The sequence below is a fragment of the Alphaproteobacteria bacterium genome, assembly GCA_017308135.1.
Lineage (GTDB): Bacteria > Pseudomonadota > Alphaproteobacteria > CACIAM-22H2 > CACIAM-22H2 > Tagaea.
This window is the reverse complement of the sequence record JAFKFM010000008.1, coordinates 882048-904584: the sequence shown is the minus strand read 5'-3', so window position 1 is coordinate 904584 and position 22537 is coordinate 882048. Positions and strand designations below refer to the sequence as shown.

Sequence of the window (22537 nt, the reverse complement as noted above, 5' to 3'; positions counted from 1 at the left end):
ACGATAAATGGCACAGGCCACCATTCTGGTCGCGGACGACGACAAGGCGATCAGGACCGTTCTCAATCAGGCGCTGGGCCGTTTGGGCTACGAAGTCCGGACGACGGGGCACGCCTCGCAGCTTTGGAAATGGGTCGCCGACGGCGACGGCGATCTGGTCATCACCGACGTGGTGATGCCCGACGAAAACGGCCTCGACCTCGTGCCGCGTATCCGCAAGGTGCGCCCCGAGTTGCGCGTTATCGTGATGAGCGCGCAGAACACGCTGCTGACCGCCATCAAGGCGACCGAGCGCGGCGCGTTCGAATACCTGCCCAAGCCGTTCGATCTGAAGGAGCTCGTCTCCGTCGTCGAACGCGCGCTGACCGCGCCCAAGGCGCCGGTGTCGCTCGACGGGCTGGGCGACGACGAAGCGCCGGACGAGAAACTGCCGCTGATCGGCCGCTCGCCGGCGATGCAGGAAATCTATCGCGTGCTCGCGCGCCTGATGGGCACGGATCTGACCGTGATGATCACGGGCGAGTCCGGTACGGGCAAGGAACTGGTCGCGCGCGCGCTCCACGATTACGGCAAGCGCCGCAACGGGCCGTTCGTGGCGCTCAACATGGCCGCGATCCCGCGCGAGTTGATCGAAAGCGAATTGTTCGGCCACGAGAAGGGCGCCTTCACCGGCGCCACGGCGCGTTACGCGGGCCGCTTCGAGCAAAGCCAGGGCGGCACGCTGTTCCTCGACGAAATCGGCGACATGCCGATCGAAGCGCAGACGCGTTTGCTGCGCGTGTTGCAGGAAGGCGAGTACACGACCGTCGGCGGGCGCACGCGCATCCGCGCCGATGTGCGGATCGTCGCCGCCACGCACCGCGATCTGCGCCAGCTCGTGCGCCAAGGCCTGTTCCGCGAAGATCTGTTCTATCGCCTCAACGTCGTGCCGATCCGTTTGCCGCCGTTGCGCGAGCGTTCCGACGACGTGCCGCTGCTGGTGCGGCACTTCCTGCAAACCACGGCGACCGAAGGGTTGCCGATGAAGAATCTCGACGCGCCCGCGATGGATCGGCTGCGCCAGCATCGCTGGCCGGGCAACGTGCGCGAACTCGAGAATTTGATCCGGCGACTGCTGGCGCTCTATACGCAGGAAGTGATCGGCGTCGACATCATCGAAGCCGAACTCTCCGACGCCAATCCCGCCCCGGTGACGGAAGCCGCCCCGACGGACGAATCGCTGGGCGCTTCGGTCGAACGCCACTTGCGCGCCTATTTCGACGCGCATAAGGACGGTTTGCCGCCCGCCGGCGTCTATGATCGCATCCTGCGGGAGATGGAACGCCCGCTGCTGTCGCTCACGCTGTCGGCGACGCGCGGCAACCAGATCAAAGCCGCGCAGTTGTTGGGCCTCAACCGCAACACTTTGCGCAAGAAAATCCGCGAGTTGGACATCCAGGTCGTACGCGGCCTAAAGTGACCCCGGCGGCGCTTCGCGCCAGGGGAACATGACGGATATTTCGAGCGATCAGGCACCGGAAAGCAGACCGGCATTCGCGGCACGGCTGCGCGCCTGGGCTTCGCGCGCGCGTTTGGGCCGCAAGCTCGCCTTCCTGCTGACAATCCTCGCGGTCATCGCGGGCATCGTCACCTATCTGTTCGCGACCGCCGAGGAGGGGCCCGATCCCGCCCGCCTCGTGGCGCTGCTGACGGTCAATCTCGTTTTGCTGTTGATGCTCGGCGCCGTCGTCGCGCGCGAGCTCGTGAAGCTCTGGGTCCAGCGCCGCCAAGGCTTGGCGGGCGCCAGGCTGCATGTGCGGCTCGTCGCCTTGTTCGCCGTGCTGGCGGGGGCGCCCGCGGTCATCATGGCGGTCGCGTCGGCGCTGTTCTTCAATCTCGGCGTCCAGGCCTGGTTCTCCGATCCCGTGCGCAATGCGCTGCGCGAATCGCTGGCGGCGGCGGAGGCGTATCTCGAGGAGCATCGCAACAACATCCGCGGCGATATCCAGGCGATGGCCGCCGATCTGGGGCGCGAAGGCCCGATCGCCTTCATGGACAGGAATTACATCCAGCAGGCCGTCGATACGCAAACGCAGCTGCGCGCGCTGACCGAAGCGATCGTGTTCGACGCGCGCGGGCAGGTGCTGGCGAAATCGGGCCTGACCTTGTCGTTGCAATTCGAGGTCGTGCCGTTCTGGGCGCTCGACCGCGCGCGCGGGGGCGAGGTCGTGATCTTCACGCCCGAACGCGCGGAGGAAGGCGGGGCGTTGTCCGATCGCGTGCGCGCGATGACGCGCATCGACGGCACGGACCAGATCTATCTTCTGGTCGGGCGCTATGTCGAACCGCGCGTCGTGCAGCACGTGGATCGCACGCGCCTTGCGGTGCAAACCTATGAATCGATCGAGGGAAAGCGTTCCGGCTTCCAGGTCACCTTCGCGGTGATGTTCGTCGTCGTGGCGCTGCTGCTGCTGCTCGCCGCGATCTGGATCGGGCTCGCGCTCGCCAACCGTCTCGCGCGGCCGGTGGGCGCTTTGATCGCCGCGGCCGAACGCGTGCGCGCGGGCGAGCTTTCGGCGCGCGTCGCTGAATCGGACGACGACGACGAACTCGCCACGCTGTCGCGCGCCTTCAACGGCATGACCGGCGAAATCGAAAGCCAGCGGCGCGAATTGGTCGAAGCAAACCGCCAGATCGAAAACCGCCGCCGCTTCACCGAAGCGGTGCTCGGCGGCGTGTCGGCGGGCGTCGTCGGCCTCGACGAGGATGGCCATGTCGCGTATCCCAATCTTTCCGCGTCGCATCTGATCGGCGTCGATCTCGATGCGCGGCTCGGGCAAAGACTGGGCGAAATCGTGCCGGAATTCGCGCCTTTGATCGAACAGGCGCGCGCCAATGCCGACAAACCGGCGAGCGGCGAGATCCATATCGCGCGCGAAGGTCAGCGGCGCACCTTCTCCGTGCGCGTCGCGCAAGCGCGGTTGGGCGACGGCACGCTCGGCCTCGTCGCCACGTTCGACGACGTGACCGATCTGGAAGCGGCGCAGCGCAAAGCCGCGTGGTCGGACGTGGCGCGGCGCATCGCGCACGAGATCAAGAATCCGCTCACGCCCATTCAGCTTTCGGCCGAACGGCTGAAGCGCAAATATCTGCCCGAGATCAAGTCGGATCCCGACACGTTCCGCTTGTGCACCGACACGATCGTGCGCCAGGTCGGCGATATCGGCCGCATGGTCGACGAGTTTTCCGCCTTCGCGCGCATGCCCGCCCCCAAAATGGCGGAGGAGGACGCGGTCGATCTCGTCCGTCAGACCGCCTTCCTTCAGCAGACGGGGCGCACGAATATCGATTGGATCATCGATTTGCCCAAGGCGCCGTTGCGTTTGCGTCTCGATCCGCGCCAGATCGGCCAGGCGCTGACCAATTTGTTGCAGAACGCCGTCGACGCGATTGACGGGCGCGAAGGAAGCGACCTGCCGCGCGGGCGCGTCGAAGTGCGTTTGGCGCGCGACGAGGCGGGGCGGCCTTTCGTCGCGGTCGGCGACAACGGCAAGGGTTTGCCCAAGGAAAACCGCGACCGATTGACCGAGCCCTACGTTACGACGCGCGCGAAAGGGACCGGTCTCGGCCTCGCGATCGTCAAGAAGATCATGGAAGATCATGGCGGTGCCGTCATTCTTGCGGATCGCGAGGGCGGCGGCGCGGTGGTGACGCTGCAATTTCCGTTGGACAGCACGAGGGAATAAGATGGCGCTTCCGCCCGATTCCGGATTCCGGTAAACCCGATTCATGTCCCACGACATTTTGATCGTCGACGACGAGGCCGATATCCGGATGCTGATCGGCGGCATCCTGGAAGACGACGGCCATCAAACGCGCGGAGCGGGGGATTCGACCTCCGCGCTCGAAGCGATCCGCGCGCGCCGGCCCAGCCTCGTCGTGCTCGACGTGTGGCTGCAAGGCTCGCCGATGGACGGGCTCGAAGTGCTCGACGTCATTCGCCGCGAACATCCCGACGTGCCGGTCGTCATCATCTCCGGCCACGGCAACGTCGAGATGGCGGTCAGCGCCATCCGTCGCGGCGCCTACGACTTCATCGAGAAGCCGTTCAAGGCCGATCGCCTGCTGCTGGTCGTTCAGCGCGCGATCGAAGCGGCGCGGCTGCGGCGCGAGAACGAGGAATTGAAGCTGCGCGCCGGCGGCCCGCCGGAAATCGTCGGCAATTCGGCGGGCATCGTGCAGGTTCGCCAGCAACTCGGCCGCGTCGCCCCCACCGGCAGCCGCGTCTTGCTCGTGGGCCCCGCGGGCTCGGGCAAGGAAGTGGGCGCGCGTCTCATCCATTCGCTGTCCAAGCGCGAGAGCGGGCCGTTCGTGGTGCTGAACTGCGCTTCGCTTCGGCCCAACGCGATGGAGATCGAGATGTTCGGCATCGAGCCGGGCTCGCCCATCGACGATCCCGACGCGCCTTTGCCGAAGATCGGCGTGTTCGAGAAGGCGCATAACGGCACGCTCTATCTCGACGAAGTCGCCGACATGCCGCTGGAAACCCAGGGCAAGATCGTGCGCGTGTTGCAGGAACAAAGCTTCGAACGCGTGGGCGGGCGCGTGCGCGTGCAGGTCGATGTGCGCGTGATCGCATCGACCAACCGCGATTTGCAGCGCGAAATCCAGGAAGGCCGCTTCCGCGAGGATCTGTTCTATCGCCTCAACGTCGTGCCGATCCGCATGCCGCCCTTGAAGGAGCGGCGCGAGGATATTCCCGCACTCGCCGCCTATTTCATGGAGCGCGCGGCGCAAGCGACCGGCGTTTCGCCGCGCCCGATCGCCGACGACGCGATCGCGACGATGCAAACCCACGATTGGCCCGGCAATGTGCGCCAGCTGCGCAACGTCGTCGAATGGCTGCTGATCATGTCGCCGGGCGAGGCGGGCCAGCCCGTGCGCGCGGAAAACCTGCCGCCCGATCTGGGGGCCGCCGTGCCGACCGCCTTGCGCGGGGAGAACGGCGCCGAGATCATGGGATTGCCGCTGCGCGAAGCGCGCGAATTGTTCGAGCGCCAATACCTCATCGCGCAGGTCACGCGCTTCGGCGGCAATATCTCGCGCACCGCCGCCTTCGTGGGCATGGAGCGTTCCGCACTCCATCGCAAGCTGAAGGCGCTGGGCGTGCACGGCGCCGACCGCGAACGCGCCGGCCAGCTCGACGCCTAACCTTTCGAGAGTCCGCAAATGTCCCGTGTCGCCTACGTCAACGGCCGTTATGTCCCGCATCGCGAAGCTTCGGTGCATGTCGAGGACCGCGGCTATCAATTCGCCGACGGCATTTACGAAGTCTGCACCGTGCGCGACGGCGTGCCGATGGAGGAGAAGGGCCATCTCGACCGGCTGGAGCGGTCATTGCGCGAAATGCGCATCGATATGCCGATGAGCCGCGCGGCGTTTTCGCTCGCCATGCGCGAGACGATCCGCCGCAATCTGGTGACCAACGGCATCGTCTATCTACAAGTCACGCGCGGCGTTTCCCCGCGCGACCATGCGTTCCCGACCAAGAAGATCCGCCCGGCGGTCGTGATGACCGCGCGCAACGCGAAAGCGCATCCCGCCGCCTGGCTCGAGGATGGCGTGAAGGCGATCACGATGCCCGATATCCGCTGGGGGCGTTGCGACATCAAGACCGTCGGCCTGCTGCCCAATTGCTTCGCCAAGCAGGCGGCGCGCGAAAACGGCGCCTACGAGACGATTCTTTACGACGCTAAGGGCGTGGTCACCGAAGGTTCGTCGTCGAACGCGTGGATCGTCACCGAAGCGGGGGCTTTGGTCACGCGCGCCCCGTCGAACGAGATCCTCAATGGCGTCACGCGGCTCGAGCTCATCAAGCTCGCCGCCGCCGAAGGTTTGAAATTCGAGGAACGCAGCTTCACGATGGACGAGCTTCGCCGGGCGCGCGAAGTGTTCGTGACCTCGGCCTCGTCCTTCGTGATGCCGGTCACGCAGGTCGACGACAAGACCGTCGCCAATGGCAAGCCGGGGGCGGTCGCCACCAAGCTGCGCGCGGCGTTGATGGCGCATATGGACGCGCAGGTCGCGGCAGCTCGGTCTTAGGCGCGGGCGCGTGAAGCTGGCGAAGCCGCAAGCGGTTCTGTTCGACTGGGACAACACGCTGGTCGACAATTTCGGCGCGATCCGTCTCGCGCTGAACGCGGCGTTCCGCGAATTCGGCCTGCCCGAATGGACGATCGAGGAAACGCATGCGCGCGTGCGCCGGTCGTTGCGCGAAAGCTTCCCGGAGATTTTCGGCGCCGAATGGCAGCGCGCGCGCACGATCTTCTACAAGGCGTTCGAGGACGGGCATCTCGACGCGATGAAAGTTTGCGACGGGGCGGAGGAATTGCTCGACGCGATGGACGTGACGCTGGGCGTCGTCTCCAACAAGCAGGGCAAACTGCTGCGCCGCGAGGCCGACCATCTCGGCTGGACGGCCAAGTTCCACCGGCTGGTCGGGGCGAGCGACGCCAAGCGCGACAAGCCCGACCGCGCGCCCTTCGACATGGCCATGGACGGCCTGGAAATCCCTCTGGGTCCCCAGGTGTGGTACGTGGGTGATACCGGTCTTGATATGCAGGCCGCGCATGCTATATCCGGAGTGCCCATTCTTGTAGGGAATGGGATGGGGGATGATGCGCTGTTAACGCGGTATCCTCCTGCCTTGCGGGTCCCCGATCTTCGGGCCTTGCGGGCGGTCTGGCGGGAACTCGGGCTGTAAGTCGTCCTCGTTCAGCCTAGATTAACGGCTAGATGTTCTTTTTGAGGGGGGGTGCGGCCTTCGCATCCTCATGTCGCAGCAATGGCCCTTCGCAAACCCCCGGCTGACAATCCGGCAAGCGGGAGCCCAACCAAGAAAGGCAATGACGATATGTCTGCCGATAAGTCCCAGAACGTGCAGGATGTGTTTCTCAACCATATCCGCAAGAACAAGACCCCCGTGACGATCTTCCTGGTGAACGGCGTGAAGCTGCAGGGCATCGTGACCTGGTTCGATAATTTCTCCGTGCTGCTGCGCCGCGACGGCCACAGCCAGCTCGTCTACAAGCATGCGATCTCCACCGTGATGCCCACGGGCCCGATCGCGCTGTTCGAAGGCGATAAGGAAGGGGCCGAAGGCTGAGCCGCGGTTCCAAGAAGAAACCCGACGCTCCCGACGAAACGGTCGAGGACGGCGCGCCCGAAGATTTCGCGGCGCGCAAGGTGGAGGGGCTTGCCCTCGTCGTGCACCCCGCGCTCAAAAAGCGCGGGGCCGACGCGGCGGCGGAAAACCGCACCCCCGAAGACAAGCTGGAAGAAGCCTGCGGCCTGGCGCGCGCGATCGATCTGAAGATCGCGCATGCCGAGGTCGTGCGCTTGGCCGCGTTCCGCCCGTCCACCTTGATGGGCGAGGGTGTGGTCGAACGCCTCGCCGAAATCATCAAGGCGCAGGGCATCGCCGTCGCGATCGTCGATTGCCAGCTCGGCCCCGTGCAGCAGCGCAATCTCGAGAAAGAGCTCAAGTGCAAGGTCATCGACCGCACGGGTTTGATCTTGGAAATCTTCGGCACGCGCGCGCGCACCGCCGAAGGCCGCTTGCAGGTCGAACTCGCCCAGCTCACCTATCAGCGTTCGCGCCTGGTGCGGACCTGGAGCCATCTTGAACGCCAGCGCGGCGGTTTCGGCTTCTTGGCCGGTCCCGGCGAAAGCCAGCTCGAAAGCGATCGCCGCCAGATCGGCGACAAGATCATCCGCTTGAAGAAGGAACTGGAGGAGGTGAAGCGCACGCGCGCGCTTCATCGCAAGGCGCGTGCCCGCGTGCCCTATCCGGTCGTCGCGTTGGTCGGCTACACCAACGCCGGCAAGTCGACATTGTTCAACCGCCTGGTCCATGCGCGCGTGCTGGCGGCGGATATGCTGTTCGCGACACTCGATCCCACGATGCGCGCCTTGGGCCTGCCGTCGGGGCGCAAAATCATTCTGTCGGACACGGTGGGTTTCGTGTCGGACCTGCCGCACGATCTGGTCGCGGCGTTCCGCGCGACGCTCGAAGAAGTGCTCGCCGCCGATATCGTGCTGCATGTGCGCGACGTGTCGCATCCCGAAAGCGAGTCCCAAGCCAAGGACGTGCGCACGGTGCTGACCGAGCTTGGCCGGGCCGGCGAAGGCGAGGATCGTTTCGTCGAGGTCTACAACAAGCTCGACCGCCTCGATCCCGAATCGCGCGAAGTGTGGATCGCGCGGGCGTCCCGCGAGGACGACGCGGTCTGCGTCTCGGCCTTGACGGGCGAGGGTGCCGACGATCTGCTCCAACATATCGACAAGCGTTTGGCCGCGTCGCGCCAGACGGTCGAATACGATCTGCCGTATGGCGACGGCGCGTCGCTCGCCTGGCTGCACGAACACGGGCAAGTGTTCGAAGAACGCCAGGAAGACGATCATCTGCATGTCGTCGTGGCGCTCGATCCCGCCGATCGGCAGCGTTTCGAACACCGGATGAAGGCCACGACATGACCGGCCGGCAATTGCCGCCGATCGAATTGCGGCCGCGCGATCTGACGCGCTGGAAGCGATCCGAGACCGGCGTCGATTACGTCCATGTCTTCAGCGCGCCCGAGCCGGGGCCCACGGTGATGACCGTCGCGTTGACGCACGGGAACGAGTTCTGCGGCGCCGAGGCGCTGCACTGGGCGCTCGATCTCGGCTTGCGCCCGATCCGTGGCACCTGGATCGTCGCCTTCGCCAATGTGAAGGCCTATCAAAGTTTCAAAGCCGAAGCGCCGCTCGACTCACGTTTCGTCGATCGCGATATGAACCGCGTGTGGCGCGACGATTGGATCGACGGCGAAGGCACGCACGAGGCGATCCGCGCGGCCGAGCTTCGTCCCTTCGTGCGCCAAGCCGATTACCTGCTCGACATTCATTCGACCAGTTTCGCCAATCGGCCGTTCTTCGTCGGCCGCAATCTGCCGCGCGTGCGCGCGTTCGCGGAGAAGCTTGGCCATCCGCCGTCGATGCTGCTGCAAAACGGCGCGTTCGACGGCAAGGTGATGGTCGAGTACGGCGCGTTCGGCGAAGCGCATGCCCAGCCGACGGCGCTGGTCGTCGAGTGCGGCGCGCATTTTTTGAAAGCGACCGTCACCGTCGCCAAGCACACGCTGATTTCGTTCCTCGAAGCGACGGGGCTGCTCGAGCCGGAAGTGGCGCGCCGCCTGAAGCCCGCCGTGCCGGCGGCCGAAACGGGCGTCTACACGATCGAAAGCGTGCATGTCGCCAAGCACGCCGATCTCAAATTCCTCGCCCCCTATGAAGGGTTCGAGGAGGTGGCGGCCGGTACCGTCATCGCCATGGACGGGCCCGACAAAGTCGTCGCCCCCTTCGACCGCTGCACGATTCTGTTCCCCAAAGCGCAACCCCGGCAGGGGCGGGAACTGGTCACGCTCGGCAAGCGAATCGATTAAGTTATATTTTTCAGGGCGTTAATTTCGCTTTGACAGGGCGGGGTCGTCTCCCCTACAACCTTGGCACTCACGAGAGGGGACTGCTAACAAGCGTTAATCCTCCGTGGGCGTCAATCGCGCTACGCGCAGGAGAGACCATATGAAGTTCAAGCCTTTGAACGATCGCGTTCTGGTCGAAGCTCTCGACCAAGAGACCAAGACCAAGGGGGGGATCATCATCCCCGACACCGCCAAGGAAAAGCCCCAGCAGGGCAAGGTCATCGCGGCGGGCCCCGGTGCGCGCACCGAAGCCGGCACGTTGCTGCCGATGGGCGTGAAGGCCGGCGACAAGATCCTGTTCGGCAAGTGGTCGGGCACGGAAGTGAAGGTCGACGGCAAGGATCTCCTGATCATGAAGGAATCCGACATCCTGGGCGTGATCGAGTAAGCGCGCCGCGCACTCGATACCTCCATTCAACGTAAAGGACAGATCCAATGGCAGCCAAAGACGTTAAATTCGGCGGCGACGCCCGCGCGCGTATGCTGCGCGGCGTCGATATCCTGGCCGACGCGGTCAAGGTGACGCTGGGCCCGAAGGGCCGCAACGTCGTCATCGACAAGGCCTTCGGCGCGCCCCGCATCACCAAGGACGGTGTGACGGTCGCGAAGGAAATCGAACTGGCCGACAAGTTCGAGAACATGGGCGCCCAGATGGTGCGCGAAGTGGCCTCGAAGACCAACGACGCGGCCGGCGACGGCACGACGACGGCGACCGTTCTCGCCCAGGCGATCGTGCGCGAAGGTGCGAAGTCGGTTGCGGCCGGCATGAACCCGATGGACCTGAAGCGCGGCATCGACATCGCCGTCGAGCGCGTGGTCGAGGACCTGAAGAAGCGTTCGAAGAAGATCTCGACGTCGGACGAAGTCGCCCAGGTCGGCACGATTTCGGCCAACGGCGAAAAAGACATCGGCGCGATGATCGCCAAGGCGATGCAGAAGGTCGGTAACGAAGGCGTCATCACGGTGGAAGAGGCCAAGAGCCTCGAGACCGAACTCGACGTCGTCGAAGGCATGCAGTTCGATCGCGGCTACCTGTCGCCGTACTTCGTGACCAACGCCGACAAGATGACGGTCGAACTCGAGAACCCGTACATCCTGATCCACGAAGCCAAGCTCTCGTCGCTGCAGCCGCTGCTGCCGGTGCTCGAAGCGGTCGTCCAGACGGGCAAGCCGCTGCTGATCATCGCCGAGGAAGTCGAAGGCGAAGCGCTGGCGACCCTGGTCGTCAACAAGCTGCGCGGCGGCCTGAAGGTCGCGGCCGTCAAGGCGCCGGGCTTCGGCGATCGCCGCAAGGCGATGCTCGAGGACATCGCGATCCTCACGGCCGGCCAGGTCATCTCGGCCGATCTGGGCATCAAGCTCGAAACCGTGTCGTTGGACATGCTCGGCCGCGCCAAGAAGGTGTCGATCGACAAGGACAACTCCACGATCGTCGACGGCTCGGGCAAGAAGAAGGACATCGAAGCCCGCTGCAACCAGATCAAGGCGCAGGTCGAGGAAACCACCTCGGACTACGACCGCGAGAAGCTGCAGGAGCGTCTGGCGAAGCTGGCGGGCGGCGTTGCCGTCATCCGCGTCGGCGGCGCCACGGAAGTCGAGGTCAAGGAGCGCAAGGATCGCGTCGACGACGCGATGCACGCCACCAAGGCAGCGGTCGAGGAAGGCATCGTGACGGGCGGCGGTTCGGCCCTGCTCTACGCGACGCGCGCCCTCGAAGGCCTCAAGGGCGCCAACCACGACCAGCAGGTCGGCATCGACATCATTCGTAAGGCGCTGCAGGCGCCGGCGCGCCAGATCGCGCTGAATGCCGGTGCGGACGGCTCGCTGATCGTCGGCAAGCTGCTCGAAGGCAAGAACGAGAAGATCGGCTTCAACGCCCAGTCGGGCGAATACGTCGACATGATCAAGGAAGGCATCATCGACCCGACCAAGGTCGTGCGCTTGGCCCTCCAGGACGCGTCGTCGGTCGCGGGTCTCCTCATCACGACCGAAGCGATGGTCGCCGAGCGTCCGAAGAAGGAAGAGCCGATGCCGGCTCCGGGCGGCGGTGGCGGCATGGGCGGCATGGACTTCTAAGAAGTCCAAGCCTCTCCAGGCTTCACGAAGGCGCGGGGCGGAAGGGCAACCTTCCGCCCCGTTTCTTTTGCGGCGGCCCGGCTTTTGCGCGCGATTGTCCCGACACATGCGCGAAACGCGCGTCGGCCCCGGGGCAGCCATGCAACCCATGCGCTTGTTGGAGTAGACCAGTCTATATAATAACTGCCGGGTCATGGCCCGGCCCCGGATTCCCGACGAGATTTCCCCGCGCGCGGATATGTTGCGCGCCGCCACCAAGTTGCTGCGCCAAGGCGGGCTTGCGGCCGCCGGGATCAACCAGATCGTGGCGGAAAGCGGCGCGCCCAAAGGCTCGCTCTATCATTTCTTCCCCGACGGCAAGACCCAGATCGCGCGCGAGGCGCTGGCCGCCTATCGCGAGGCGGCGGTCGGACGCTATCGCGCACGCGCCGAGGGCTGCCGCACGCCCGAGGAAGCCGTGCGCGCCTTCTTCAAGATGGGCGAGGAAGCATCGCTCAAAACCGATTACCGGATGAGCTGCCCGGCCGGCGCCGTGACGCTCGATCTCGATCCCGAAAGCGAAGCGTTGCGCGAGCCCTGCCAGGACGTGTTCGCATCGCTGGTCGATGCGGTCGAAGAAGCGCTTGCGCCCATTCCGAAAGCCAAGCGCCGCGATCTCGCGGGGCTGATCGTCTCGACGATGCAGGGCGCGTATATCCGGGCGCGCGCGGCGCGCGATGTGTCGCCCTTCCGCGAGGCGGGCGAAAACCTCGCCGCCCTCGCCAAGATGCTTACGCCATCTCCACGAAATTCGGCCCCCCGCAAAGGAAAATGACGATGCTCGACGTGCGGAAATTCTCCTTCAACACCGTCTTGATTTGCGGCGCGTTGATCCTGACGCTGTTGATGGGCTTGCGGCAATCGATGGGCTTGTTCCTCGCGCCGATGACGATGGAATTGCAAGTCGGGCGCGAGGTCTACGCGTTCGGTCTTGCCGTTTCCAATCTGCTGTGGGGCTTCGCGGGGCCGTTCGCGGGCATGCTGGCCGACAAATACGGCACGGGCCGCATGGTGCTGGTCGGCGGGGCGCTTTACGTCGCCGGGTTCTTCGCGCTGGCGGGCGCGCAAGACGGCAACCTCATCATGCTCGGCAACGTGTTGCAGGGCTTCGCGATGGCGGGGGCGGGGTTCTCGATCATTCTGGGCGCGGTGGGGCGTGCCGCGCCGCCGGAAAAGCGCTCCTGGGCGCTGGGCATCGTCTCGGCCGGCGGCTCGTTTGGGCAATTCGCCTTCGTGCCGTACGCAAGCTACTTCCTGTCGGCTTACGATTGGCGCATGGCGCTGTTCGTGTTGGCGTTCACGGCGATCGCCATTCTGCCGCTCGCACGCGGCGTGGCGGGATTCGCGGCACCGCCCGCGTCGCGTGGTGCTCAAACCGCCGGCGAGGCGCTCAAGGAAGCGATGGGCCATTCGGGTTTCTGGCTGCTGACGATCGGATTTTTCGTGTGCGGCTTCCAGGTCGTGTTCGTCGCGGTGCATCTGCCCGCTTACGTCGCCGACAAGGGGCAGGAAGCGTGGTCGGCCGCTTGGGCGCTCGCCCTCGTGGGCCTGTTCAACATCGTCGGCACCTATACGGCCGGCGTGATGGGCAATAAGGGCCGCAAGAAATACCTGCTCGCGGGCATCTATCTCGCGCGCTCGGCGGTGTTCGTGCTGTTCCTGATCACGCCGGTCAGTGAGATCACCGTGCTGATCTTCGGCGCCGCGCTGGGTCTGTTCTGGCTGTCGACCGTGCCGCTGACCTCGGGCCTCGTGGCGCAGATTTTCGGCACGACCTGGATGTCGATGCTCTACGGCATCGTGTTTATGTCGCACCAAGTCGGCAGCTTCCTCGGCGCGTGGCTGGGTGGTAAATTCTTCGACATGTACGGCAATTACGACATCGTGTGGGGCATCTGCGTCGCGCTCGGCTTCGTCGCTGCGGCGTTGCATTGGCCGATCAAGGACGCGCCGATGGCGCGCCTAGCGGCCCCGGCGCGCGCGTGATCGCGATGCAGCCCGCCAAAGCTCTCGGCTTCGCCGCTCTCGGGATTTTCTTCCTGGGGGCGGTCGGGCTGTGGGTGGCGCACGGGCCCGCGATCATCACCGATCTGTGGACCGTACTTTGTCTTTAAGCTGTGGGCCTTTGACGCGCGCCGCCGCCCGGCTATAGTCCGCCCGGATTTTTGAAATATCAGGGAGAAGAAACGGCTATGGCGAAGCTCGCATTTCTGGGCATGGGCGTGATGGGATTTCCGATGGCGGGCCATTTGAAGAAGGCCGGCCATGACGTCGTCGTCTACAACCGCAGCGCCAAGAAGGCGCAGGATTGGGCCGCCAAGCATGGCGGCGGTACGGGCGCCACGCCGGCGGAAGCCGCGAAGGGTGCCGACATCGTTCTCGTTTGCGTGGGCAACGACGACGATCTGCGTTCGGTGATCTACGGCGATAACGGCGCGCTCGCCGGCATGAAATCGGGCACGATCCTGGTCGACCACACCACCGCCTCGGCCGAAGTGGCGCGCGAGATTTACGCGCAAGCCAAGAAGAAGGGCATCGGTTTCCTCGACGCGCCCGTTTCGGGCGGCCAAGCGGGGGCGGAGAACGGCCAGCTCGGCATCATGGTCGGCGGCGACGACGACGTGTTCGCGAAGGCCGAGCCCGTGCTCAAGATCTACGCCAAGGCGCTGTCGCTGATGGGCCCGGTCGGTTCGGGCCAGCTCACCAAGATGGTCAACCAGATCTGCATCGCCGGGCTCGTCCAGGCGCTGTCGGAAGGCATGAACTTCGCCGTGAAGGCCGGCCTCGATACCGAGAAGGTGCTGTCGGTCATCACCGCCGGGGCCGCCGGTTCGTGGCAGATGTCCAACCGCGCCAAGACGATGGTGCAGGGCAAATTCGATTTCGGTTTCGCGGTCGATTGGATGCGCAAAGATCTGTCGATCTGTCTCGACGAAGCCAAGCGCAACAAGGCGCGTTTGCCGGTGACCGCCCTGGTCGATCAGTTCTACGCGACCGTGCAGGCGCGCGGCGGCGGGCGCTGGGATACGTCCTCGCTCATCCACCTGCTCGCGAAGGAATAGGCTAAACGCCCGCGACGCGCGCGGGCAGTTCGTCCATGTGCCGGAAGATCTGCGTCGCCAAGGCGGCCAGTTGATCTTCCGGCGTGTGGTTCGCCCCGGCATAGGCGAGCGATTTCATCCCCGCCGCCCGCGCGGCTTCGAGCCCCACCAGCGTATCCTCGATCACCAGACAGTCGGCGGGCTCGGCGCCCAACGTCTTGGCGGCGAACAGGAACAGGTCCGGGGCGGGCTTTCCGTTCTTGACCATCGTCGAGCTGAAGCAGCGCCCCTCGAACAGATCGGCGAGGCCCGCGATCGCAAGACTCTTGGCGATGCGCGTCGGGTCGCTCGACGACGCCACGCAGCGCGCGAAGGGAAGGGCGGCGATCGCAGCGGCCACGCCCGCAACCGCTTTCAATTCGGTCTCGTAGGCGGCCAGCGTTTCCTCGCGGCACACATGCTCGAATTCCGGCGGCAAAGCGATGCCGAAATTGTCGCGCACGTCCGCGACCGTGTAGCCCATCTTGCGGCCGATATAGCGGCGCATCGACGTTTCGTAATCGATCTTCACGCCCGCCGCGACCAGATGCTTGTGCATGATCCGGTTGGCGATCGGCTCGGAATCCACCAGCACGCCGTCCATATCGAAAACGAGTAGGGCGGGTTTCATCCCGCGATCGTCGCCGGATCGCGCCACGTGAATCGCAGGATCGGCGCCGATGTGCCGTCCTTGAACGCGTAGATGCCCGCATCCGCTTCCTCGCCGCCCATGCGGCGATAAAACGCGACCGCGTTCGTATTGTCCTTATAGACGGTCAGATACATCGGCGTGCCGGGCACGTGTTCGGCGACCCAGCGCCCCGTCGCGGCGATCAGCGCGCGGCCGATGCCACCGCGCTTCAAGTTCGGGCGGACATGCAGATTGTCGAGCAGCACGCCATGGGGGTCGTCCGGCAGAATGGCCGCGCAGGACATGCCGAGCGCCAAGCCGTCATCCTGGCGCGCGATCAGCAGCACGATCTTCGCGGGGTTCCAGTCCTTCGCGCGCGCCGACCACACTTGCTGGCGGTCGTTGGCGCAATCGTTTTCGAGATACGAATCCGACACGATGCCGCGATAGGCGGTCTTCCAGCTTAGCGTGTGCAACTCGGCGGCGTCCTGCCAGCCGGCCGCACCGGCGTCGACGATCTTCCAGTTCATGTTTCCCCCGGATTTTCTTTTTAGTTCCGCGCGCGCTTCAAATCGCGCTCGTGCGCGGCGGCGGCGATCTGCGGGCCTTGCAGATTGCGCCGATAGACTTGGACGTTTTCCATGATGCGCTGGACGTAGTTGCGCGTCTCCTCGAACGGGATCATTTCGATCCAGTCGATCGCGTCCACATTCGCTTCGCGCGGATCGCCGGAATTGCGGATCCATTCGCGCGCGCGCCCCGGCCCGGCGTTATAGGCGGCGGCGGCGAGCACGTAGGACCCGCCGAATTCCTCCACCATCTGGTGCAGGAAGGCGCGGCCCAGACGAATATTATAGGCGGGGTCGAACAGGCGCGCGTCGGTATGCGTGCCCAGCGTGCCTTCCGCTTTCGCGACCGCGCGCGCGGTGGCGGGCATCAACTGCATCAAACCGCGGGCACCCGCGCGGCTCGTCACGCGGCTTTCGAACTGGCTTTCCTGGCGGATGATCGCGTAGGTCAGCGCGCGCTCCGGCTTTTCGCCGGTGAGCGGCACGACGGGCCAGCCGAGATCGGAAAGCTGCACGCCCGCGGCTTGCGCCGAACGCTTGCCCGCCAGCACCGCCCAATCGCTGCGGCCCAATTGGATCGCGAGTTCGGAGACGAGGGCGTGTTCGCTTGGCGTCTTGGCCACGCTCGCCATGCGGATCAGCAGCGGGCGGATGCGGTCGTCTTCCTTCGTTTCGCGCAGGATGCGCACGGCGCGCGACAATTCCGACGCGTCGAAGGCGCGCCGCTCGGCGGCCGTGGGGATAATGGGCGCGGGCCACGCCACGCGCGTGCCCAGCGCGTCGAGCCGCGCCATGGCGAGCTGGCCGTAATAGGCGGTGTGGAACTGCGCCGCGCGGCCATACCATTCCTTGGCCGCGTCTTGCTGCTTTTGCGCTTCCAGCGTGCGGCCCATCCAATAGGCGCCGCGCGAGCGCGACACCGGTGTGCGCGCGGCGTTCGCCAAGCGCTCGAAATAGGGTTTCGCGGTCGCCGGTTCGTTCAGTTGGCGAAGTGCGATCCAGCCGGCCATGAACTCGGCCTCGACGTAATTCGCGCCGTGCTCGACGCGCAGCTTGTGATCGCGCACCGCGTCGAACGCCTCGCGCGCGCGCCCCGCCACGATCGACCGTCGCGCCAGTACCGCGCGCTCGGGGAACCAGATCTCCGGCCTTCCCAGATCGGCGGGCAGCGCGGTCAGAACGGCGCGCGCCCCCGCCTCGTCGTTGTTGCGGCGGCGGTTGCGCATCGTTTCGTACATCAAGCCCGGATCGTTGCGCAGCTGGACGGGCACGCGGTCCAGGATGCGATTGGTGTTGCCGCCCGCGCGCAAGCGCATGCGCGTTTCGGCGATCAAGCGCCGATTGGCGTCGACCAACCGCAGCATGCGGCGCGCCTCGTCGGTGCGGCCTTCCCACACCAGACGGTCGAGACGGGCCCAATGCGCGTCGGCGTTGAGATGCTGGCCGAAGCGCTGCAGCCAGCGCTGCTGCTGCTGGTCGGTGAAGACGCCCGTGGTCCAATAGTCGCGGAACGCTTTCACGCCGCGTTCGCGCTGGCCTTGGTTGAGCAGCGCTTCGGCGAAACGTTGCGCGCCGTCGGGCGTCAGCGGATTGCGCGTGCCGTACCAGGCGAGCACGACGCTGTCGTCGACGCGCCGGTCGAGCAGCGCTTCCTCCGCCCGACGCGCCAGGGTTTCCTGGTTCGGCCAATCGGGATTGCGCTCGGCGAATTGCACGATGTCTTCGAACGTGGCGCCCGAACGCGGCGATTGCAGTTCAAGCCACCGGAACAGCTTCTGCGCGACCGGGTTGTTGCCGCGCGCCAGCAGCGTGCGCGCCGCTTCCCAGCGGCCGGCTTCGACGGCGGCGAAAATCTGGGTGTAGAGTTCGCGTTCCTGCGCGTTCAGCACCGGTGCCGCGAGATTGGGGATCGTGCGCACGCTGGCCGCACCGGGGGCGAGGGCGCCGGGGAGATCGGCCGGCGCGTCCTTCGCGGCCGGAACGGCGGCGACTTGCACCAGCGTATCGTCGCCCGACGCGCTGGCGGTGTCGGCCGGGACGGCGCTTTGTATCGCGACACTTTCCGAATTTGGGGCCGGCGTTTCGGCGGCTTGCGAGGCGCCACCGGGGGTGACGCCCGTGGTCACGCAGCCGGCGGTCAGGATTAAGGCGATAGCGGCGGTGGACACCGCGAATCGGGACGAAATAGCCATGGCTTGAGTAAAGCGCCGGGCGGTTTCCCAAGCAAGCCGAGGCCGTTGTTGCACGCGGACGGGGGCGGGGCTAACTTGCCCGGCCGTCGCGGGTCCTTCGACCCGCCAAAAATTCCGGCCTGCAGGAGAAATGCCCCCATGTTCAAGGGTTCGTTCGTCGCCCTCATCACGCCGTTTCGTAACGGACAGGTGGACGAGCGCGCCTTTAAAAAACTGGTGGAGTGGCAGATCCGGCAAGGCACGCATGGCCTCGTACCCTGCGGCACGACGGGCGAATCGCCCACGCTGAGCCATGAAGAGCATCAAGCGGTGATCGAGATGTGCGTCGCCGCCGCCAAGGGCCGCGTGCCCGTGATGGCGGGGACGGGCTCGAACTCGACCGACGAGGCGATCAGCCTAACCAAGCATGCCGAGCAAGTCGGCTGCGACGCGGCGCTCGTCGTGACGCCTTACTACAACAAGCCGTCGCAGGAAGGCCTTTACCGCCACTACGCGGCGATCGCCAAGTCGGTGAAGATTCCGATCTTCATCTACAACATCCCCGGCCGCTGCGCGGTCGACATGTCGGTCGAAACGATGGGCCGCCTCGCGCGCATCAAGAACATCGTCGGCGTCAAGGACGCGACGGGCGACCTCACGCGCCCCGGCTTGCAGCGTTTGGCCTGCGGCCCGGATTTCGTCCAGCTCGACGGCGACGACGGCACCGCGTTGGCCTTCAACGCGACCGGCGGTGTGGGCTGTATCTCCGTCACCGGCAATATCGCGCCCAAGCTCGTGTCGAAGATGCAGGTCGCCTCGCTGAAGGGCGACACCAAGACCGCGCTGAAGCTGCAGGACAAGTTGATGCCGCTCCACAAGGCGCTGTTCGCCGAAACCTCGCCGGGCCCGGTGAAATATGCGGGCTCGCTGCTGGGCATTTGCACCGACGAGGTGCGCCTGCCGCTCGGCCCCATCATGGATTCGACGAAGGAAAAGGTCCGCGCCGCGCTGAAAGGCGCCGGCCTCCTTTAATTCGGCATGCCCGCGCCCGAGCAAACCCGCAAGGTCGCGGCCACCAATCGGCGCGCGCGCCACGATTACACGATCGAGTCGACGCTCGAGGCGGGCCTCGTGCTCGTGGGCACGGAAGTGAAATCGTTGCGCGTGGGCGGGGCGTCGCTGATGGATGCGCACGCCGCGACGCGCGACGGCGAGCTGTGGCTGCTCGAAGCGCATATCCCGGAATACAAATCCGGGAACCAATTCAATCACGAGCCCAAGCGCGCGCGTAAACTGCTCGTCGCGAAAAAGGAAATGCAAAAGCTCGCCGGGGCGATCTCGCGCGACGGCATGACGCTCGTCCCCTTGCAGCTCTATTTCAACGGGCGCGGCATCGCGAAGGTCGAATTGGGCCTCGCCAAGGGCCGCAAGAAAGCCGACAAGCGCGAGGCGATCGCCACGCGCGATTGGAAACGCGATCAGGCCCGCCTGCTGTCGCGGCGCAATCGGTAGGAGCCATCCGCGATGCGCGCGTATATGCCCGCCGGACTCTACGCGCCCAACACGGCCGTGTTGCAGGACGGCGATTTGACGCTGCGCCCGCTGGTCCCCGAAGACGGCCGCCATTTCGAAGCGCTGCTGGCGGGCGACGAGGCGGGGATCGCGATGACCTCGCATCTGCCCTATCCCTTGTCGGCGCAGCAGGCGCGCGAATGGATCGTGTTGCGCACCGGTCCCGGCGGGCATGTCTTCGCCGTGCTCGATGCGCAAGGCCGGTTCTTGGGCTCGATGGGCTTCGGCGGTCCGAAGGACGGCGTGCCCGGCTTCGGCTATTGGATCGGCAAGGCGTTCCGTAACCAGGGTATTGCGACGCGCGCGGGCAAGCTGTGCGTGGCGCATGCGCGCAGCCTGGGCGTGCGAAGGATGGTCGCGGAGACGTTTCCGGGCAACGAAGCGTCCTACAAGGTCTTGCGCAAGCTGGGCTTCAGGGACGCGGGGCCCGTCGACCGTTTCTATCCTTTGCGCGGCGGCGCCCGGACGCTAAACTTGCATATCCTCGAGATCGTTTAGGTCGATCGTAACGACCGAAACAATCGGTTGGATCGCTGGAGGCTCGACCGGCATTCTTCTTTCCAAGGAGAAAGCCCATGTTGAAGACCGTCACCTTCGCCGTCGTCCACTTCACCGTCGCCTTCACGGTGGGTTACCTGATCACCGGCAGCTTCGTGCTGGCCTCGGCCGTCGCGCTGGTCGAGCCGATGGTGAACACCGTGGCCTATTATTTTCACGAACTCGCGTGGAACCGCTGGGGCGGTAAGGTCCGCGCCGCGGTCAACGTGCAGCCGGAACGCGCGTTGTCCGGACGCTGAACGCGAGCAGCACCGGCGCGATCAGCGCCAGCGCCGCGATCAGTACGAAGCGTTCGCCGTTGATATTCGAAACGGCGATTCCGGCCAGCGCCCAGACCATCGCGACGACGTACCAGATATTCGCGCGGCCGCCGAAGATCGCGACAAGCGCGATCGCGGCGGCGGGCAGCAGCGTCGCCAGCGCGTAGATCTCCGGCGACAGGCCGAAGGGCGTGGCGCCGACGAAATTGCGCAGCCAGCTTGTGGTGTTGAGGCACACGGCCGCACTCAGCCAGCCCGCTTGCAGGCCGAACAGTACGGGCAACGCCTTGTCGCCGTGCGCATCGACATGACGCCAGCCCAGCAGCGTGCTCGCGAACATGCCGAAGATCAGCGGCAATTGCATGAGCCCCGCGCCCATGATCTGCGTCCACAACATCCACGCCGTGCCGAACGCGAACATCGCACTCGCATATGGCGCCACATGCCGATAGCTCTCGTTCGCCGGATCGCGCCAAAAGCGTACGGCGTAGACGAGGCCGAGCACGAAAATCGGGAACCAAATTCCGAAGGCGTAGCCCGCGGGCGTTTCGGGCGCGGGCAGACCGGCTTCGGTGGCGCGCGCACCGATTTCGCCGCCGATCCCGGTCAGACGCGGGAAGAACGGCGCGAGGAATTGCGCGAGGGCGAGGGCGAGGACGAGGCGGGGCATGATTTGTCTACGCCCGCGCGCCGTCATCGGATCAGCCCAGTTTCGGTAGCAACGCGGCGAAGACCGCTTCGAACATCGCGGGCGTCAGGCGGCCGGTATTGGTGTTGTAGCGCGAGCAATGATAGCTGTCGGCCAGCACGCGGCCGCCGCCCAGATCGTGCTGCGCGCCATGCGCGAATTTGGCGGCCGACGCTTTGCGGCCCAGCGCCGCAAGGGCGGCATCATGGGCAACGCGACCCAGCGCCACGATGGCGCGCAAATTCTTCATGTCGGCGAGTTCGGCGACGAGGAAGGGGCGGCACGTCGCGGCTTCCTTCGGTGTCGGTTTGTTTTCCGGCGGCAGGCAGCGCACCGCGTTGGCGATGCGCACGCCCGTCAGCGCCAGCGTATCGGGGACCCAGGCGCGGTCTTCGCGATCGGCGACGAATTCGCCCTTCGCGAGGCCGAATTTCTTCAGCGTCGCGTAAAGCAGATCGCCCGCGTAATCGCCGGTGAAGGGGCGGCCCGTGCGGTTCGCTCCCTTCAAGCCGGGGGCGAGACCGACGATCAACAGCTTGGCGTCGATCGGCCCGAAGCTGGGGACCGGCGCGTTCGACCATGTCGGAAACTTCGCGCGAAGTTCGTTCCGCAAGCCGACAAGGCGCGGGCAGAACGGGCAGTCGCGCGAAGGTTCGGCGAAGCTCACTCGCGGTTGGGATCGGCCGGCGTGGCGATGGGCTGCTGTTGCTGCACCGGCGCGCCGCCGCCATAGCCCGCCCCGGTCTGCGGCTGGTGGTTGCCGCCGCCTTCGCGGCCGCCCTGGCCGCCGCTGCCGCCCTGGCGCGCGATATGGGCGCCGAGCTCTTGCAACTCGATGAACGTGTCGGCCTGACGGCGCAATTCGTCGGAGATCATCGGCGGCTGGGAGCGGATCGTCGAGACGACCGAGACGCGCACGCCCCGGCGCTGGACCGATTCGACCAGGCGGCGGAAATCGCCGTCGCCCGAGAACAGCACGACATGGTCGAGGCTGGGCGCGAGGTCCATCATATCGACCGCCAGCTCGATATCCATGGAACCCCGGAAGCGCCGGCGGCCCATATTGTCGGTGAATTCCTTCATCGGCTTCGTCACCATGGTGAAGCCGTTGTAGTCCAGCCAATCGACCAGCGGGCGGATCGGCGAATAATCCTGATCTTCGGCCAGGGCGGTGTAGTAGAAAGCGCGGATCAGACGGCCCTTGCCCTGGAACAATTGCAGGAGCCGCTTGTAGTCGATATCGAAGCCCAGCGCTTTCGCCGCGTTGTAGAGATTCGGCCCGTCGATGAACAACGCCAAACGCTCTTGCGGATAAAACGCCATAACGAGTCTCCTTCAAATGTGCCGACGCGAAAATGTTCGAAGCCGGAATGGGGTCTATCTAGCCCGGCGC

At 65.6% G+C, this 22537-nt stretch carries 23 protein-coding genes; 17 read left to right on the top strand and 6 right to left on the bottom strand.

The genetic code is table 11. The features are described 5' to 3' along the window. Positions 1-7: 7 nt before the first annotated feature. From ntrC to J0H39_12470, 13 genes are all read left to right on the top strand, one after another. Entirely contained in the window at positions 8-1459 is a 1452-nt protein-coding gene (gene ntrC, locus J0H39_12530) for a nitrogen regulation protein NR(I) (GenBank protein ID MBN9497574.1), read from the top strand. A 28-nt stretch (positions 1460-1487) separates the two neighbouring features. Continuing rightward, entirely contained in the window at positions 1488-3725 is a 2238-nt protein-coding gene (locus J0H39_12525; protein MBN9497573.1) for a PAS domain-containing sensor histidine kinase, read from the top strand. A gap of 43 nt (positions 3726-3768) precedes the next feature. Next, entirely contained in the window at positions 3769-5190 is a 1422-nt protein-coding gene (locus J0H39_12520) for a sigma-54-dependent Fis family transcriptional regulator (GenBank protein ID MBN9497572.1), read from the top strand. An 18-nt stretch (positions 5191-5208) separates the two neighbouring features. Further along, complete coding sequence (locus tag J0H39_12515) at positions 5209-6081, top strand: D-amino-acid transaminase (GenBank protein ID MBN9497571.1); 873 nt, start codon at positions 5209-5211, stop codon at positions 6079-6081. Between the two features lie 10 nt (positions 6082-6091). Continuing rightward, complete coding sequence (locus J0H39_12510) at positions 6092-6742, top strand: HAD family hydrolase (protein MBN9497570.1); 651 nt, start codon at positions 6092-6094, stop codon at positions 6740-6742. 150 nt (positions 6743-6892) lie between these two features. After that, the gene (gene hfq, locus J0H39_12505; protein MBN9497569.1) at positions 6893-7144 is read left to right on the top strand and encodes an RNA chaperone Hfq; all 252 of its coding nucleotides are present in this window, start codon (positions 6893-6895) and stop codon (positions 7142-7144) included. Positions 7145-7224: 80 nt separating this feature from the next. Next, entirely contained in the window at positions 7225-8514 is a 1290-nt protein-coding gene (hflX, locus tag J0H39_12500) for a GTPase HflX (GenBank protein ID MBN9497568.1), read from the top strand. After that, complete coding sequence (locus tag J0H39_12495) at positions 8511-9461, top strand: succinylglutamate desuccinylase/aspartoacylase family protein (GenBank protein ID MBN9497567.1); 951 nt, start codon at positions 8511-8513, stop codon at positions 9459-9461. The genes hflX and J0H39_12495 overlap by 4 nt, the downstream gene beginning before the upstream one ends. 139 nt (positions 9462-9600) lie before the next feature. After that, a complete protein-coding gene (gene groES / locus J0H39_12490; GenBank protein ID MBN9497566.1) occupies positions 9601-9888 on the top strand; it encodes a co-chaperone GroES in 288 nt (95 codons plus the stop codon). A gap of 47 nt (positions 9889-9935) precedes the next feature. Next, positions 9936-11576: a chaperonin GroEL gene (gene groL / locus J0H39_12485; protein MBN9497565.1), complete on the top strand. Its 1641-nt coding sequence runs from the start codon at positions 9936-9938 to the stop codon at positions 11574-11576. Between the two features lie 193 nt (positions 11577-11769). Next, a complete protein-coding gene (locus J0H39_12480) occupies positions 11770-12390 on the top strand; it encodes a TetR/AcrR family transcriptional regulator (protein MBN9497564.1) in 621 nt (206 codons plus the stop codon). Beyond that, a complete protein-coding gene (locus J0H39_12475) occupies positions 12387-13601 on the top strand; it encodes an MFS transporter (protein MBN9497563.1) in 1215 nt (404 codons plus the stop codon). The genes J0H39_12480 and J0H39_12475 overlap by 4 nt, the downstream gene beginning before the upstream one ends. 206 nt (positions 13602-13807) lie before the next feature. Further along, positions 13808-14677: an NAD(P)-dependent oxidoreductase gene (locus J0H39_12470; protein MBN9497562.1), complete on the top strand. Its 870-nt coding sequence runs from the start codon at positions 13808-13810 to the stop codon at positions 14675-14677. 1 nt (position 14678) lies between these two features. Here J0H39_12470 and J0H39_12465 read toward each other — a convergent pair whose 3' ends face one another. Genes J0H39_12465 through J0H39_12455 form a run of 3 tightly spaced genes read right to left on the bottom strand, consistent with a single transcriptional unit; the run spans position 14679 to position 18063 of the window. Continuing rightward, a complete protein-coding gene (locus tag J0H39_12465; GenBank protein MBN9497561.1) occupies positions 14679-15326 on the bottom strand; it encodes an HAD-IA family hydrolase in 648 nt (215 codons plus the stop codon). Continuing rightward, complete coding sequence (locus tag J0H39_12460; GenBank protein MBN9497560.1) at positions 15323-15856, bottom strand: GNAT family N-acetyltransferase; 534 nt, start codon at positions 15854-15856, stop codon at positions 15323-15325. The genes J0H39_12465 and J0H39_12460 overlap by 4 nt, the downstream gene beginning before the upstream one ends. 20 nt (positions 15857-15876) lie before the next feature. After that, complete coding sequence (locus tag J0H39_12455; protein MBN9497559.1) at positions 15877-18063, bottom strand: lytic transglycosylase domain-containing protein; 2187 nt, start codon at positions 18061-18063, stop codon at positions 15877-15879. A gap of 162 nt (positions 18064-18225) precedes the next feature. Between J0H39_12455 and J0H39_12450 the strand changes: the two genes are divergently transcribed. The 4 genes from J0H39_12450 to J0H39_12435 all read left to right on the top strand — a co-directional run bounded on the left by J0H39_12450 (position 18226) and on the right by J0H39_12435 (position 20435). Beyond that, positions 18226-19098 (top strand): 4-hydroxy-tetrahydrodipicolinate synthase, encoded by an 873-nt coding sequence (locus J0H39_12450; protein MBN9497558.1) that lies wholly within the window; start codon positions 18226-18228, stop codon positions 19096-19098. 6 nt (positions 19099-19104) lie between these two features. Further along, the gene (smpB, locus tag J0H39_12445) at positions 19105-19578 is read left to right on the top strand and encodes an SsrA-binding protein SmpB (protein ID MBN9497557.1); all 474 of its coding nucleotides are present in this window, start codon (positions 19105-19107) and stop codon (positions 19576-19578) included. Positions 19579-19590: 12 nt separating this feature from the next. Then, positions 19591-20136 carry a GNAT family N-acetyltransferase gene (locus tag J0H39_12440; protein MBN9497556.1) on the top strand — a complete coding sequence of 182 codons (546 nt, stop codon included), beginning with the start codon at positions 19591-19593 and terminating at the stop codon, positions 20134-20136. A gap of 77 nt (positions 20137-20213) precedes the next feature. Beyond that, positions 20214-20435, top strand: coding sequence for a DUF2061 domain-containing protein (locus tag J0H39_12435; GenBank protein ID MBN9497555.1), 222 nt, complete (start codon positions 20214-20216; stop codon positions 20433-20435). Here the strand turns inward: J0H39_12435 and J0H39_12430 are convergent. Genes J0H39_12430 through J0H39_12420 form a run of 3 tightly spaced genes read right to left on the bottom strand, consistent with a single transcriptional unit; the run spans position 20398 to position 22467 of the window. Continuing rightward, positions 20398-21126, bottom strand: coding sequence for a hypothetical protein (locus J0H39_12430; GenBank protein ID MBN9497554.1), 729 nt, complete (start codon positions 21124-21126; stop codon positions 20398-20400). The genes J0H39_12435 and J0H39_12430 overlap by 38 nt on opposite strands. Before the next feature lie 31 nt (positions 21127-21157). Next, a complete protein-coding gene (locus tag J0H39_12425; GenBank protein ID MBN9497553.1) occupies positions 21158-21811 on the bottom strand; it encodes a uracil-DNA glycosylase in 654 nt (217 codons plus the stop codon). Further along, positions 21808-22467, bottom strand: coding sequence for an NYN domain-containing protein (locus tag J0H39_12420; protein MBN9497552.1), 660 nt, complete (start codon positions 22465-22467; stop codon positions 21808-21810). Before J0H39_12420 ends, J0H39_12425 begins: the two co-directional genes overlap by 4 nt. Between the last annotated feature and the right edge of the window lie 70 nt (positions 22468-22537).

What these genes read in the sequence shown, in the direction of transcription:
- J0H39_12475 (MBN9497563.1), top strand. Translation starts at nt 12,387, where the DNA reads ATGACGATGCTCGACGTGCGGAAATTCTCCTTCAACACCGTCTTGATT.
- J0H39_12460 (MBN9497560.1), bottom strand. Translation starts at nt 15,856, where the DNA reads ATGAACTGGAAGATCGTCGACGCCGGTGCGGCCGGCTGGCAGGACGCC.
- J0H39_12430 (MBN9497554.1), bottom strand. Translation starts at nt 21,126, where the DNA reads ATGCCCCGCCTCGTCCTCGCCCTCGCCCTCGCGCAATTCCTCGCGCCG.
- J0H39_12470 (MBN9497562.1), top strand. Translation starts at nt 13,808, where the DNA reads ATGGCGAAGCTCGCATTTCTGGGCATGGGCGTGATGGGATTTCCGATG.
- ntrC (MBN9497574.1), top strand. Translation starts at nt 8, where the DNA reads ATGGCACAGGCCACCATTCTGGTCGCGGACGACGACAAGGCGATCAGG.
- J0H39_12520 (MBN9497572.1), top strand. Translation starts at nt 3,769, where the DNA reads ATGTCCCACGACATTTTGATCGTCGACGACGAGGCCGATATCCGGATG.
- groL (MBN9497565.1), top strand. Translation starts at nt 9,936, where the DNA reads ATGGCAGCCAAAGACGTTAAATTCGGCGGCGACGCCCGCGCGCGTATG.
- smpB (MBN9497557.1), top strand. Translation starts at nt 19,105, where the DNA reads ATGCCCGCGCCCGAGCAAACCCGCAAGGTCGCGGCCACCAATCGGCGC.
- J0H39_12440 (MBN9497556.1), top strand. Translation starts at nt 19,591, where the DNA reads ATGCGCGCGTATATGCCCGCCGGACTCTACGCGCCCAACACGGCCGTG.
- groES (MBN9497566.1), top strand. Translation starts at nt 9,601, where the DNA reads ATGAAGTTCAAGCCTTTGAACGATCGCGTTCTGGTCGAAGCTCTCGAC.
- J0H39_12480 (MBN9497564.1), top strand. Translation starts at nt 11,770, where the DNA reads ATGGCCCGGCCCCGGATTCCCGACGAGATTTCCCCGCGCGCGGATATG.
- J0H39_12420 (MBN9497552.1), bottom strand. Translation starts at nt 22,467, where the DNA reads ATGGCGTTTTATCCGCAAGAGCGTTTGGCGTTGTTCATCGACGGGCCG.
- J0H39_12465 (MBN9497561.1), bottom strand. Translation starts at nt 15,326, where the DNA reads ATGAAACCCGCCCTACTCGTTTTCGATATGGACGGCGTGCTGGTGGAT.
- hfq (MBN9497569.1), top strand. Translation starts at nt 6,893, where the DNA reads ATGTCTGCCGATAAGTCCCAGAACGTGCAGGATGTGTTTCTCAACCAT.
- J0H39_12495 (MBN9497567.1), top strand. Translation starts at nt 8,511, where the DNA reads ATGACCGGCCGGCAATTGCCGCCGATCGAATTGCGGCCGCGCGATCTG.
- J0H39_12435 (MBN9497555.1), top strand. Translation starts at nt 20,214, where the DNA reads ATGTTGAAGACCGTCACCTTCGCCGTCGTCCACTTCACCGTCGCCTTC.
- J0H39_12450 (MBN9497558.1), top strand. Translation starts at nt 18,226, where the DNA reads ATGTTCAAGGGTTCGTTCGTCGCCCTCATCACGCCGTTTCGTAACGGA.
- J0H39_12525 (MBN9497573.1), top strand. Translation starts at nt 1,488, where the DNA reads ATGACGGATATTTCGAGCGATCAGGCACCGGAAAGCAGACCGGCATTC.
- J0H39_12515 (MBN9497571.1), top strand. Translation starts at nt 5,209, where the DNA reads ATGTCCCGTGTCGCCTACGTCAACGGCCGTTATGTCCCGCATCGCGAA.